Below are 12,926 nucleotides of genomic sequence, written 5' to 3'. Positions count from 1 at the left end.
GAGATCAGGTCAACCACCGAAGGGACGCATCATGCTGACGAACATCGCCGACCGGATCGACGGCTTCACCGGTGCCGTGCACCTGCCGGGTGACGAGGGCTACGAGCTGGGCCGGCAGTCGCTGAACCCGGCGGTCGACGCGCGGCCCGTCATGGTCGCGGAGGCGGCGCGGACGGAGGACGTGCGGGCCGCCTTGGTGTCCGCCAGGACGTGCGGGCTGCCGCTGGCCGTGCAGGCCACCGGGCACGGGACGCACGTGCCGGCCGACGGCGGGATCCTGCTGCGCACGGGGGCGCTGGACCGGGTGGAGATCGACCCGGTGAGGCGGGTGGCCCGGGTCGGGCCCGGCGTGCGGTGGGGGCGGGTGCTGCGGGAGGCCGCGGCGTACGGGCTGGCGCCGCTGTCGGGGTCGTCGCCCGACGTCGGGGTGACGGGCTACACGCTCGGCGGCGGGGTCGGGTGGCTGGCGCGCAGGTACGGGCTCGCGGCCGACAGCGTGGTGAGCGCCGAGGTGGTCACCGCCGACGGCCGGACCGTCACGGCGGACGCCGACCGGCACGCCGGCCTGTTCTGGGCGCTGCGCGGCGGAGGCGGCAACTTCGGGATCGTCACCTCGCTGGAGTTCCGGCTCTACCCGGTCGACCTGGTCCATGCCGGGATCGCCTTCTTCCCGTACGAGCGAGCGGCCGAGACCCTGGCCCACTACCGCGCGTGGGCGGCGCAGGCCCCCGACGAGGTGAGCACGGCGGTCATGCTCACCACGCTGCCGGGCGGGACCGAGCGGGTGCTCGGGATCAAGGCCATGTACGCGGGAGCGCCCGAGCGGGGCGACCGGGTGCTCCGGCCGCTGTGGGAGGCGGCCGGGCCGGCGATCAGGGACGAGGTGCGGCCGGTCCGGTACGCGGACGCGGCCATGGGCGGCACCCCGGCCCGCTACCTCGACTTCTTCCACGACCTGCCGGACGCGGTGATCGGCACGCTGGTGGAGGCCGGGCGGCACGCCACCGTGGAGATCAGGCACTGGGGCGGCGCGATGTCCCGTCCAGGCCCGGACGCGGGGCCGGTCGGGCACCGGGGCGCGGCGTTCTCGGTCATCGTCAGCGAACGGCTCGCCGGCATGGCCGACGCGCTGTCGCCGCACGGGACCGGCGGCACGTTCCTCAACTTCCTGGCCGACGCCGGGCGGGTCGCGGACGCGTACACCGAAGCCGATCACGCCCGGCTGGCCGAGGTGAAGCGTACGTACGACCCGGACAACCTGTTCCGGCTCAACCTCAACATCGCGCCCCGGTGACGTCGTGCCCCGGGTCACGTCCTGCGACGGGACGTCCATCGCGTACCGCACGGACGGGGAGGGACCTGCGGTGGTCCTGGCCGGGTTCCCCGATCGGGCGGCGGCCCTGCTGGCGGAGCGTTTCACCGTATACCGCTACGACCGGCGGGGCACCGGCGGCAGCGGGACGACCGCCCCTTACGCGGTGGCGCGGGAAGTGGAGGACCTCCTGGCGGTCCTGACGGCCGTCGGGGGCACCGTGGCGCTGGCCGGGTGGGGTCCGGGGGCGGTCCTCGCCCTGGAGGCCGCCCGTCGCCTCCCGCCCCTCGCCTGTCTCGCCATAGCCGGCCTGGGACCCCTCGTCCCCGCCACCTGCCCGGATCACTCCCACGATGAGGGCCGCGCGGCCGACACCCGCATCGAGGCCGCGCTGCGGCGACTGGTCTCCCACGCTGAAGCGCCGATCCCGGCGGATCTCGCCGCCGCCCGCTGGACGTGGCTGACGGTGCCGGTGCGCGTCATCGGAAACCCCCCGCTGGCGGCCGTCCTCTCCGAAGGCGTCCGGCAGGACGGCTTCACCACCTGAGATTCCCCAGGTCACCGGCTCCGACCATGCGGTCGCCCGCTGCTGAGAGCCAGCGTGACCCGAAGTACGCGGAGCGTCTCCTGGGCGGTGGGAGAACCCTGGCCGAGTGTCTCACTCGAAGAGCTTGTCCACGGAGTCGACCAGCGCGGCCCGCTGCAGCCATCTTTCCAACGTCTTGATGTCGGTGCAGGACATGATCCGATCCCGGTCGTCCTCGGTCACCCGGAACCCGCGCGCCTCCAGCACGACGAGCAGCCCTTTGGCCTCACCCCGGGCCTCACCCCGGGCCTCACCCCGGGCCTCGCCCTTCGCCATGAGGCTTTGTGCATATTCGCCCTGGTAGAGGTAGGTCTGTGTGGCCATGAGCCGCTCCATTTCTTTCTGCGCGTCCCCCGCCAGTGCCACGGTGACATACTCAGCGTAGCGTCCTGCCTTCTCCGGGTCGATGTGGTCCAGGGCTTCTGTCAGGGTGGCGAGAATGGCTTTGATCTGCGGGTTCTCACTATGGGTGATCGCAGCGATAGCCGCCAGGCCGATGTTGCCGACGGCCTCGGCTACGTCGGTGATGACGGGCGTGTTATCGGGGCCGATCACGAAGGGACGCAGGACCAGGCCCGGATGGCCGGTCTGGATGTGCTGGGACGCCCATGCGGCGACGGCGCGGTTGGGGCAGATGACGACCAGCAACGCCTGACAGCGGTCGCGGGCACGCATGTTGGCGATGTAGGCCAGCCACGTCCAGTGTTTGGTGTCGTCGCGCTGACGTTGCACCTCGGTGATGACCGCCAGTTTGACCTTTCCTTCGGTGAAGAGGAGTGCGGCGTCTGCCCGATAGACAGAAGGGCTTATCTCCGACAGCTCGTTGGAGATGACTTCAGAAGTGGATGAGGGGATGCGGAAGCCGAACAGCGTGCGGAGTGTGCGCGCGGTCTCTTCCGGATCGAGAGTGGTGATGCCGATGAGCCCCTCGTGAAGAGCGGTGACCATGGCGAAGATACCGCCCGTCTGCGCGCCCGCGGTCCACCCCACCAGTACGCGAGCACGTACGGGAGGAAACCGAGACCGGCGAGCCCGGCGGCCGGGACGGCGGAGACGGCGAGCGCGCCCTTGAGCCCGTCGGGGAGCGCGCGGGTGCCGTCGGGGGTGAGGCGGGCGTGCGTCACGTCGCCCGCGTCCGAGTCGGGGGAGGTCGCCACCATCACGGGCCGGCCGCCGTCGTCGGGGACGAACCGGCCGCGGCAGTCGTACCGGCCCCGGCCCAGCGACTCGCAGGACACCACCGTGAGCGTCCCGGGCGTGCCGGTGTGGCCGAGCGTGAGCAGGTAGTCGGGCACCGCCACCGGGATCGGCGCCAGGCAGACCGCCAGCCAGAGCAGGATCAGGACGATCCGCGGGAAGTTTCCCATGCGGGACAGAATGGCGACCGCGGCTTGCGGGTGACTTGGCATCGGCTGCCTGGGGCGCGCCGGTGTCGTCAGGCGGGCTTCGGCACCAGCGGGCCCTCGCTGGCCTGGACCAGGACGAAACCCTGGCCCTGGAAGGCCAGTTGCATGGCCTCGCCGCTGCCCCGGCCGATCAGCGCGCCGGCCTTGAAGGTGCGGTTGACGCCGACGTGCAGGGCGGCGCTCCAGCACACGGCCGACTGCCCGTCGGCGAAGGTCGGCATGCGGCTCGCGTCGAGCATGACCGGGGTGCCGTGGGTGGTGACGGCGACCCATCCGGTGCCGGTGAGCGTGGTGTTGAACAGCCCGCCCGCCGCGACTCCGGCCCCCTGCACCCGCTGGATGTCCCAGCTGATCTGCGGCTGGAAGGCGAGCAGGTTGCGGCCGTTGACGGTCAGGCCCTCGTTCTCGAGGTAGAACAGGTGGATGTCGTCGGCGTTGTCGGCGAGGTAGAGCGCGCCCTGCCCGCGCACCCGCATGAGCGAGGCGCCCTCGCCGGTCATGGCCTTCTTGAACAGTTTGCCCAGCCCGCCGGAGCCTTCGTAGTCGAAGTCCCAGTTGCCCTGGAAGGCGACCATCGACCCCTGCTTGGCGAGCACTTCGGGGAGCTCGACCCGGAGCATCTTGCCGTTCTGCAGGGCGAAGCCGGGCGGGAGCTGCCGGGTGTCGAGGTTGCCGAAGATTGGGCTGCGCACGGGTTTACCCTTCAAGATCAGGCGGGGATCCTCTGGTCCACGATATGCGGCGCGGCGGCGGGGCGCGCGAGAGCGGGCCGGGTGAGCATCAGCTCGGCCAGGCTCGCCTTCACCAGAGCGGTTCCGCGCAGCACGGGGGCCAGGGTGATGGCGAACAGCAGGCCGATCACCGTGTTCCAGACCACGAACAGCGCCGGGCCGGCGCCGAACCCGAGCAGGTCGGGCAATCCGGTCTCGACGGCCCCGGGAATGCCCGCGATGATCCACCCGTACAGCGGGAAGGTCAGCCCGGCCAGCGTGCCCACCCACCAGACGGCGGCCACCACGAACCCAGCGACGGCGATCGGAAAGGCGATGATCACGTGCAGCAGGTCCATGATCGCCTGACCGCTGGCCAGCGGGTTCATCATCCGGCGGAACCACCCGGCCCAGACGGGCGCCTCGCGGTAGCGGGGACGGGCGACGGGGTGACCCAGCACGCCGGGCAGGGAGGCCCGCTCGACGTCGGCGACGTTCCTGGCGAGCCCGGCGGTGGCGGCCAGCACGGGCAGCCCGACGAACGCGACGGCGGCGCCCAGCCCGGCGGAGACACCGGCGACGACCAGCGGGAACGAGACGAGGGCGGTGGGGAAGGACAGGAGCAGGTAGCGGGAGTCGGCGGCGATGCGCTGCTGGAGGGTCGTCATACCGGCAACGCTATGGATCGGCGGCGGCCGAATCAGTCCCGCGAGCAGGCGGAACGGGGGTAGGGCTATCCCTACCCCCGTGGCGGTCAGCGCTCCACAGCGCGGCTTGTCAGCACGGCTTGTCAGCACGGCTTGTCAGCACGGCACGGCCGCCACCGCGCTCCCCGCTGTCGTCAACGCGGTGCCAGCAGGGCCGCCAGTGCGTCGGTCGCCGCCGGGTGGCGGGTCAGGAGGTCACCTGCCGGGCCGGGGCCGGGGCCGGTCGCCCCGGTGGCCTGCCAGGTGCCGTCGCAGCCCAGCAGGGCCGCGAGCGCGTCGGTGGTGGCCGGGTGGGCGGTGAGCAGGTCCGTGACCGGGCCGCCTGCCGGGGTGGGGACGGGGGTGGGGGCGGGGGCGGCGGTCCATGGCGGGGTCCACGCGTCCACCGCCGCGAGCGTGCCGGGGAACGTCCGTCCGGCTTCGCGTACGAGAACCGGCACCAGCTCGGCGGCCTCGTCCTTCAGGGTGGTGATGAGCTTGGGCAGCCACGGCAGCAGCACGCTGTCGGGCAGGGTCGCGAAGGCGTCGGAGATCAGCTCGACCACGAACGGCGTCAGCGCGGGCGCGGGTTCGAGCGCCTGCACGAAACCGCTCAGGTACTGCGGGAACGACGGCACCACCAGCGGGTTGGCCAGCAGCTCGGCGCAGCGCGCCCGCAGCTCCGCCGACGACAGCAGGCCGAGCTGGAACCTGGCCGCCCACAGCAGCGCGACCTTGCCCGGCGTCTCCGGGTGCGACTGCTTGACCGCCAGCTCCAGCTGGGCGCGGTCGCAGCCGAGCGAGATCGCCAGGCTCTCCATCCCGGACAGGAACCCCAGCATGGCCGCCACCTGCCGCACCCCGGTGTCGTCGGCCACGAAGGCGCTCGGCAGCAGCGTGCAGTAGTGCGCGTATCCGGTGGTGACGAACCGTTCGACCCAGGCGGGCAGCGCCGGCTCGGCGGACCGGTAGTGCGTGAGCAGCCGGCGGATGCGGCGCAGCACGTCGGGCGCGTCGTCGACGGTGCGCTCGGCCGCCAGCAGCTCCACCGCCCGCGCCCCGAGCTCCTCGGTGAACCGGCGGCTCCCGAGGAGCACGATGGACTCCTCCACCGCCTCCAGCGCGACGGCGGCGGTGGCCTCGGGGTCCGTCACCATCTTGCGCAGCCGCTGCTCCAGCACCTGCTCGACGGTGACGCCCTCGTAGCCGAGCTCGATGAGCGCGCGCTGGTGGTGGCCGATGGCGACGTCCCAGCTCTCCTGCCTGGACCGCTCGCCCAGCGCGCGGTTGCCCATGATCGGCCGCACCGCGCCGTCCGGCATCAGGCGGCGCAGCATCCACAGCAGGTGGGAGCAGGGCTCCAGCTCGGGGTCGGTGCCGAAGTCGAGCAGCACCCGGTGCACGGCCCGCTTCCGCACGTCGACGCCGAGCGGCTCCAGCCGGTCGTAGACGTCCTGGGCGAGCGGCGGCAGCGCGGCGTAGCCGACCTCGCCGATCCGGTCGCCGCCGAGCAGGATCTCGCAGAGCTGCGCGACGTCCCTGCGGCCGGGCACGGCGTCCTTCTCGATGCAGGTGACGGCCGCGTCCTGGAAGTCGTACGGGGTGGGCCTGGCGCGGTTGCGCATCCCGGCCAGCAGGATCGACGTCTCGAACACTGCGATGGCGTCGGCGGTGCTGGCCAGGTAGCCGTTGCGTCGGGCCAGCCGGACGATGTCGACGCACCAGCCGAGCAGTTCGGCCTCGTCCAGCGCGTCCAGCGCCGGCGGGCTCGACAGGAACCCGGTCAGCCGGTCGGTCACCGGCCCCTCCGCGGCCGGAGCCGCCTTGCGCGGCCTGGTCGTCGCCTGCCGGCCCTTGAGCTGGTAGGTCTTGACGCCGCCTCGGGTGACCGCCTTGGCATAGGTGGCGGCGGCGATCGACACCGAGCCGGGTGCCAGCCCGAACTGGGCCTCGACGGCCGAGTGGCTGGCCGGGACGATCCCGTACTGCCAGGTCGTGCCGGTGCGCGGGGTGACCTCGTAGGCGGGCTCCGCCGCGTGCAGGCCGAACTCCTCGACCCGGCTGGCGGCGTGGAAGGCGCCGCACACGTACAGGCAGCGCCCGGGGTCGGCGCCGGAGGCGGCCAGGTGCTCGCGCATGCGCGTCCACATGTGGCGCTCGCGCTCCTCGTCGCCGGCCAGCCGGGGCGAGTCCTCCGGGGTCAGCCGCCGGAACAGGCTGCCGATCAGCACCATGACCTGCCGGTAGGTGGCGTAGTCGGCTCCGGAGAGCGGCTGCTCCACGTACTGGTCCCACCACTCGGACCAGTGGCGGACCTTGGCGTGGTGCAGCAGGTGCCGCTCCAGCTCGGCGAAGCGGGGCCGCAGGTCGCCGATCTCGATGCCGACGGACTCGTCCGGACGTTCCTGCGGCAGCCACTGGTAGACGTGGTCGGCCGAGCGGTCCACCAGCACCAGCTCCACGCCGGGCGTGTCGAGCGCGTACGCGATGGCCTGGTATTCGGCGGACGCCTCGGTGATGGGCGCGACCACGTTGAGCGGGCCCCAGCCCTCGGGGAAGCCGTCCAGCTCGGTGGCGAACGCCTGCAGCGCGACCGGCAGCCGGCAGTTGCGCAGCTCGTCGAGCACCGGCCGCAGGTCCTCGCAGAGCTCCAGGTAGACGACCTCGGGCTGCTTCTCGCGCAGCCTCCTGGCCATGGCCAGCGCCGAGGCCGGGGAGTGGTGGCAGACCGGGAAGATCTCCAGCGGCTCGGCCAGCGCCCGGTCCACGTCGTCGACCAGGCCCGACAGGATGCCGGAGAGCGCGCCGGGCCCGTCGGCGAAGGTCTCGGCGGCGGCGTGCAGCTGCTCGCGCAGCGCGGCGAACGGGCTCATGAGAGCGTGGCGATCGCCTGGCGGCCGCCTTCGAGGAAGCCCTGCCACTCGCCGCCGTCCTTCTTGCTGCGCGGCTCGACCACGCCGTGCCAGAACTTGTTGAGTATGGCCAGGTCCTCGGGGCTGCGCCGGGCCAGCGAGCCGACCAGCGACCCGGCCAGCGTCGAAGCCCGCAGCGTGCTGTCGCCGAAGAAGTTGCTGTGCAGGATCGCGTCCTCCAGCACGCCGATCTGCTCGGCGGTGGACAGCGCCGACTCCAGCTTCTCGTCGTCGCTGGTCGCCGACTGGGCGGCGGCGCGCAGGTCGGCGAAGCTCTGCAGCAGGATGTCGAGCAGCGACGGCGGCACCTCCAGCTCGATGCGGTGCCTGCGCAGCAGCTCGGTGGTGCGGAAGCGGACGATCTCCGCCTCGCTCCGCTTGTTGGTCACGACCGGGATGCGGACGAAGTTGAAGCGCCGTTTGAGCGCCGACGACAGGTCGTTGACGCCCCGGTCGCGGCTGTTGGCGGTGGCGATGATGGAGAAGCCGGGCTTGGCGAAGACGATGTTGTCGTCGTCCAGCTCGGGGATGGACACGTACTTCTCCGACAGGATCGAGATCAGCGCGTCCTGCACGTCGCTGGTGGAGCGGGTCAGCTCCTCGAACCGGCCGATCACGCCCTGCTCCATCGCGGTCATGATCGGGGACGGGATCATCGACTGGCGCGACTGGCCCTTGGCGATCACCATGGAGACGTTCCACGAGTACTTGATGTGGTCCTCGGTGGTGCCGGCGGTGCCCTGCACGACCAGCGTCGAGTTGCGGCAGATCGCCGCCGACAGCAGCTCGGCCAGCCAGCTCTTGCCGGTGCCGGGGTCGCCGATCAGCAGCAGGCCGCGGTCGGACGCGAGCGTGACGATGGCGCGCTCGACGAAGCTCCGGTCGCCGAACCACTTCTGCTTGATCTCCCGGTCGAGGCCGTCGGAGCGCTCGGAGCCGAGCACGAACAGCCGGACCATGCGCGGGCTGAGCCGCCAGGAGAACGGCTTGGGCCCGTCGTCGACCGACTCCAGCCAGTCGAGCTCTTCGGCGTACTTGGCCTCGGCGGGGGCACGCAGCATCTCATCGGTCATGGCGTATCTCCTAGGTGAGGAAGCTCTTGAGCTCGAACACGAGTTTGTTGATGTTTCCCGAGATGACGGGCGTGCCCAGGTCCTTCAGTTTCTGGCGGAACCACGGGTCCACGCTCTGATGGCCCGAGCTGGTCACCGACCCGACGGGGATGAACCTCGTCCCGGAGCGGTGCACGGCCTCGAACTCCCGCTGCAGGTCGCGGACGTCGTAGAAGTCAGAGATCCACACCATCGCGGTGTTGCGCGGGTCGACGATCTTGGGGCGGGCCAGGGTCATCGCGACCGTCCCGTTCGTGCCGCCGCCGAGTTTGGTACGGAGCAGCACCTCGAACGGGTCGCTCACCCACGGCGTCAGGTCGAGTGCCCTGGTGTCGTAGGCGATCAGGTGGACGTCGACCTTGGGCAGCCCGGCGAAGATCGAGGCCAGGATGGTGCAGTTGACCATCGAGTCCACCATCGAGCCCGACTGGTCGACGACCACGATCAGACGGGCGGGGGTGGTGCGGCGGGCGGTGTGCCGGTAGAAGAGCTTGTCGACGTACAGCCGCTCGTCCTCGGCGTTCCAGTTGGTGAGGTTCTTCCAGATCGTCCGGTCCAGGTCGAGGTTGCGGAAGACCCTCTTGGGCGGCACCGAACGGTCGACGGCGCCCACGCTCGTCTGCTGCACCTGGGTGCGGAGCACCTGGGCGACCTCGTCCACGAACCGGCGGATCAGCGCCTTGGCGTTGGCCAGCGCCACCCCCGACAGGTTGGACTTGTCGCGCAGCAGCTGCTCGATCAGCGACATGCTGGGCGTGAGCTGCCTGGCCAGCGCGGGGTCGGCGAGCACCTCGCGCAGCCGCATCCGGCGCACCAGGTCGCCTTCCAGCCCGGCGAGCATCCCGCCCAGCTCGCTCTGCCCCGGCTGGGCGCGCAGCTCGCCGGCCTCGCAGCCGAGCGCCTGCTCGAACCAGCCCGCGTCCTGCTGCCAGGCGGCCAGCCGGGTGGCGGTGACGTCGCCCGTGCCGGTCGCGAACAAGTTGAGCAGCAGCTTGGCGGCGAGCGCCGCGGTACGGGCGCGGTCACGGTCGTCGTCGCCCGTCATGAGGCCGCGGAACTCGGGGCCCAGCTCGGGGAAGCGCTGCACCAGGTTGTCCACGGACACGGACGGGTCGAGCAGCTGGGCCGGCAGCCCGAGGTCCTCGACGATGGCGACGCTCGCGGACTCCAGTGCGGGCTGCTCGTCGGCGCCGAACACGCGGGCCAGCATCCGCCAGAGCAGCACCTGCCGCCGATTCGCCTCGGCGGCGTCGTGGGCGGTCGCGTCGCCGTGGGCGGTCGCGTCGCCGGTGGGGTTGTGGTCGGTGGTCATTTGCGCAGCAGCCGTCCCGCTCGTTCGCGGAGCACGCCGACCGGGTCGCCCGTCTTGGCCAGCGCCTTGGCCGCCTTGGGGTCGGTGGTGCCCAGCGCCCAGTCGCCGTTGTGCGCGGCGACCGGCTTCTTCTTGACCGTGGCCTGGACGGCGAGCGGCTGCAGCAGCCACCCCCCGGCGTCCCAGCGCAGCAGCCCGACGCAAGCGGTGGAGGCGGCGAGCAGCTCGGGAGTGAGCGGCCCGCACCCCGGCAGCCGCCCGGTGGCGAACGGCAAGGTGGCGCCGTCGAGCGTGAGCGTGACCCCGCCGCCGGCCTTGGCCGCCTTGTATCCCTCCACCAGGACCGGCTCCGCGACGCGCGCCGGGTGACGGTCCAGCGGCGGGGTCTCCCCGGCCACCGCGCCCGCGAGCAGCACCCGGGCGGTGGCGAACGGGTCGGTGAGCTCGGCCGCGGTGGCCTTCTCCTCCTGCCAGACCAGGTCGCCGCCGGGAAGCAACGGCATGCCGTCGATCTCCGCGGCCAGATGCTTGGCCAGCGTCGCCAGCAGCACCGGATACGCCTGGAACAACCCCCACACGGCCGGCCCGGTGATGGTGTCGACCTTGCCCGCGGCGACGCTCACCCGTACCAGCCGGGACGTCCCGCCGCCGGCGGGCTCCAGCACCGCGTGCACCTGCACCTGGACGGCGGTGCCGTGCTCGTGCACGTCCGCCCCGAGCGGCAGCAACCGCCCCGACACCGTCTCGGCGCCCTCCCCCGACCCCGGCCAGCCGGGCTCGGCCAGCAGCGTGGCCCGCGTCCACAGGTCGGCCCAGCGCCGTAAGGGCAGCCGTTCCATCGTGGACACCGGCGACGAGTCACGCAGCTCGGCGGCCAGCCCGTCGAGCAGCACCGCCAGCCGGCGCGCCCCCGGCTCCGCGAGCACGGCCTCGATGGCCTGGTCACCGGCGGCGGCCAGATCGTGCCCCACTCCCCGCCACCCGGTGATGGCCAGCTCGTACAGCCACGACCGGCACCCGACGAGCAGATTTCCCGGTACGGACGAGTCGCCGGTGGCGGGCGGGCCGGAGGGAGACCTCGTCCTGCCCAGCGACTCGTCCAGCCGGGTCAGGAGGGCGTCGTGGGCGGCGCCCAGGAGGGCGGACCGCGCGGCGGCCAGGGCCGTCAGGTGCTCGCCGCTCACCGATCCGGCCGGCACCTTCGCGGCCGCCTCCGCCACCCGGTCGCCCAGCGGCGTCGCCGCCACCGCTCCGGCCAGCGCGGCGATCGCCGCGGCCCGCTGCTCGCCCACCCGGCCGAAGCCGTGGGACAGCGCGTCGTCGAAGCCGTCGACCAGCTCCAGCGCCTCGGCGAGGCCGTCGGGCAGCCCGCCGACCAGGTCGTTCAGCTGCATCCCGAGCATCAGCGCACCGTCCCGGGGAACCAGTGCATCTCCGCGAGCGGCGCCGTGGTGACCGGCAGCTCCAGGTAGCCCAGGTGGCGCAGGAACCGGCTGAACACCACGGCCGCCGGCTGCGACTCCTGCTGCCCGCCCAGCCTGGCCGCCAGGTCGGCCCCGGACGCCACGGTCTCGGCCCCCTCGACCCGGAGGTATCGGGCGACCCGCTCCGCTCCGTACTGCACGACCGCCTCGTCCACCAGCGACCGCAGGTGCTTGCAGAGCGAGCCGTAGAGACCGCCGCACGGGCGGTTGTTGTTGGTGCTGCAGTTGAAGTCGTGGGATCCGGCGGCGATCGAGGAGACGTACACGCGAGCGATGTCGGAACCGCTCGACACCACCCCCTGCAGCCTGCCGTCGGCCAGCTCGACGAACGGCACCTTGGCCAGCTTGCGCGGCTGGACGGGCGGCACCACGCACGTCACGCTGCTCTGGTCCCACACGGTCGGGTCAGCGGGCACGGTCAACGACCTCCAGCCGGGCTCGGCAATGATCAACGGAACCGGAATGTAGCGAACCTCACCGACAAAGACCGGTGGATCTCTCTCAGCAGACCTTCATGTGACTCACCTAACGTCGAAACCCCATCGAAGGGAGCGATATGGGACACGATCACGAAGGGCAGCGCGTCAGCAGGCGGCGGATGATCGCGGGCATCGGCTCTCTCGGGCTCGGCGGGCTGATCGCCGCGTGCACGGGGCAGCCGGTCACCACCTCCACCGGCGAGTCCGTCACCCCTCAGGCGACCACCGCCCAGGACCTCACCTCGCTCTTCGACGGCGCGAACACCTGCACGCTGACCCCCGCGACCACCGCGGGGCCGTACTACTTCGACGCCGACAAGGTCCGCGCCGACATCCGTGAGGACCGGGAGGGCGTCCGGCTCCGGGTGGCCGTCAAGGTGCAGGACAGCGGGAGCTGCCGGCCGATCAAGGACGCGGTGGTGGAGATCTGGCACTGCGACGCGGGCGGCCTCTACTCGGGCGCCGAGGCGATGTCCCGAGGCGGCGGCGCGCTCTCGGCCTCGTCGCCCGACCTCGACCCGCAGGACGACGAGCGCTACCTGCGCGGCGCCCAGGTCACGAACGCCGACGGCGTCGTCGAGTTCACCACCATCTGGCCCGGCTGGTACCGGGGCCGCTGCGTGCACATCCACGCGATGGTGCACGTCAGCGACGCCCGGGTGCTGACCACGCAGATGATGTTCGACGAGGCGCTCAACGACCGCGTCCTGGCGGGGCGGCCGTACGCGGCCCGGGGCGAGCGGGACACCCGCAACGACGGCGACGGCATCTTCCGGGACGAGATGCTCATGAAGGTCACCCCCGACGGCGACGGCTATGTGGGCGCGATCGTGCTCGCCGCGGACCCGGACGGCGATAGCGGGTGACAGCCGCGCGGGGTGGCGTATAACGTCGCCACCACTGTCCGAGTCCGGCTGACGACGGGGG

At 72.1% G+C, this 12,926-nt stretch carries 12 protein-coding genes; 4 read left to right on the top strand and 8 right to left on the bottom strand.

What is annotated here, in order from left to right; translation table 11 throughout:
• Positions 1-31 precede the first annotated feature (31 nt).
• Positions 32-1,294 carry an FAD-binding oxidoreductase gene (locus tag KME79_RS00755; RefSeq protein WP_219542861.1) on the top strand — a complete coding sequence of 421 codons (1,263 nt, stop codon included), beginning with the start codon at positions 32-34 and terminating at the stop codon, positions 1,292-1,294.
• Positions 1,295-1,298: 4 nt separating this feature from the next.
• The gene (locus KME79_RS00750; RefSeq protein WP_219542860.1) at positions 1,299-1,859 is read left to right on the top strand and encodes an alpha/beta fold hydrolase; all 561 of its coding nucleotides are present in this window, start codon (positions 1,299-1,301) and stop codon (positions 1,857-1,859) included.
• Positions 1,860-1,970: 111 nt separating this feature from the next.
• On the opposite strand, the gene KME79_RS00745 is transcribed toward KME79_RS00750, so the two are convergent.
• On the bottom strand, positions 1,971-2,846 hold the full coding sequence (locus KME79_RS00745) for a hypothetical protein (protein ID WP_219542859.1): 876 nt from the start codon (positions 2,844-2,846) through the stop codon (positions 1,971-1,973).
• A gap of 144 nt (positions 2,847-2,990) precedes the next feature.
• On the opposite strand from KME79_RS00745, the gene KME79_RS00740 reads away from it, so the two are divergent.
• Positions 2,991-3,185, top strand: coding sequence for a hypothetical protein (locus KME79_RS00740; protein WP_219542858.1), 195 nt, complete (start codon positions 2,991-2,993; stop codon positions 3,183-3,185).
• 148 nt (positions 3,186-3,333) lie between these two features.
• Here the strand turns inward: KME79_RS00740 and KME79_RS00735 are convergent, their stop codons facing one another.
• The 7 genes from KME79_RS00735 to KME79_RS00705 form a co-directional block, all read right to left on the bottom strand.
• A complete protein-coding gene (locus KME79_RS00735; protein ID WP_219542857.1) occupies positions 3,334-3,996 on the bottom strand; it encodes an AIM24 family protein in 663 nt (220 codons plus the stop codon).
• 17 nt (positions 3,997-4,013) lie between these two features.
• Positions 4,014-4,682, bottom strand: coding sequence for a sensor domain-containing protein (locus tag KME79_RS00730; protein ID WP_219542856.1), 669 nt, complete (start codon positions 4,680-4,682; stop codon positions 4,014-4,016).
• Between the two features lie 173 nt (positions 4,683-4,855).
• Positions 4,856-7,573, bottom strand: a complete 2,718-nt coding sequence (locus KME79_RS00725) for a DUF5682 family protein (RefSeq protein WP_219542855.1) — start codon at positions 7,571-7,573, stop codon at positions 4,856-4,858.
• Complete coding sequence (locus KME79_RS00720; RefSeq protein WP_148035483.1) at positions 7,570-8,685, bottom strand: ATP-binding protein; 1,116 nt, start codon at positions 8,683-8,685, stop codon at positions 7,570-7,572. The genes KME79_RS00725 and KME79_RS00720 overlap by 4 nt, the downstream gene beginning before the upstream one ends.
• A gap of 10 nt (positions 8,686-8,695) precedes the next feature.
• The gene (locus tag KME79_RS00715) at positions 8,696-9,934 is read right to left on the bottom strand and encodes a VWA domain-containing protein (protein WP_372452397.1); all 1,239 of its coding nucleotides are present in this window, start codon (positions 9,932-9,934) and stop codon (positions 8,696-8,698) included.
• A gap of 98 nt (positions 9,935-10,032) precedes the next feature.
• Positions 10,033-11,439 carry a hypothetical protein gene (locus tag KME79_RS00710; protein ID WP_219542853.1) on the bottom strand — a complete coding sequence of 469 codons (1,407 nt, stop codon included), beginning with the start codon at positions 11,437-11,439 and terminating at the stop codon, positions 10,033-10,035.
• Positions 11,439-11,936: a hypothetical protein gene (locus tag KME79_RS00705; RefSeq protein WP_308248727.1), complete on the bottom strand. Its 498-nt coding sequence runs from the start codon at positions 11,934-11,936 to the stop codon at positions 11,439-11,441. The genes KME79_RS00710 and KME79_RS00705 overlap by 1 nt, the downstream gene beginning before the upstream one ends.
• Before the next feature lie 140 nt (positions 11,937-12,076).
• Here KME79_RS00705 and KME79_RS00700 point away from each other — a divergent pair, with 140 nt between their 5' ends.
• On the top strand, positions 12,077-12,865 hold the full coding sequence (locus KME79_RS00700) for an intradiol ring-cleavage dioxygenase (RefSeq protein ID WP_148035487.1): 789 nt from the start codon (positions 12,077-12,079) through the stop codon (positions 12,863-12,865).
• The last annotated feature ends 61 nt before the right edge of the window (positions 12,866-12,926 follow it).

This window comes from Nonomuraea harbinensis, from assembly GCF_019396385.1.
Taxonomy (GTDB): Bacteria; Actinomycetota; Actinomycetes; order Streptosporangiales; family Streptosporangiaceae; genus Nonomuraea; species Nonomuraea ferruginea.
The sequence above is the reverse complement of the archived record's forward strand: the minus strand, read 5'-3'. Positions and strand labels throughout refer to the sequence as shown.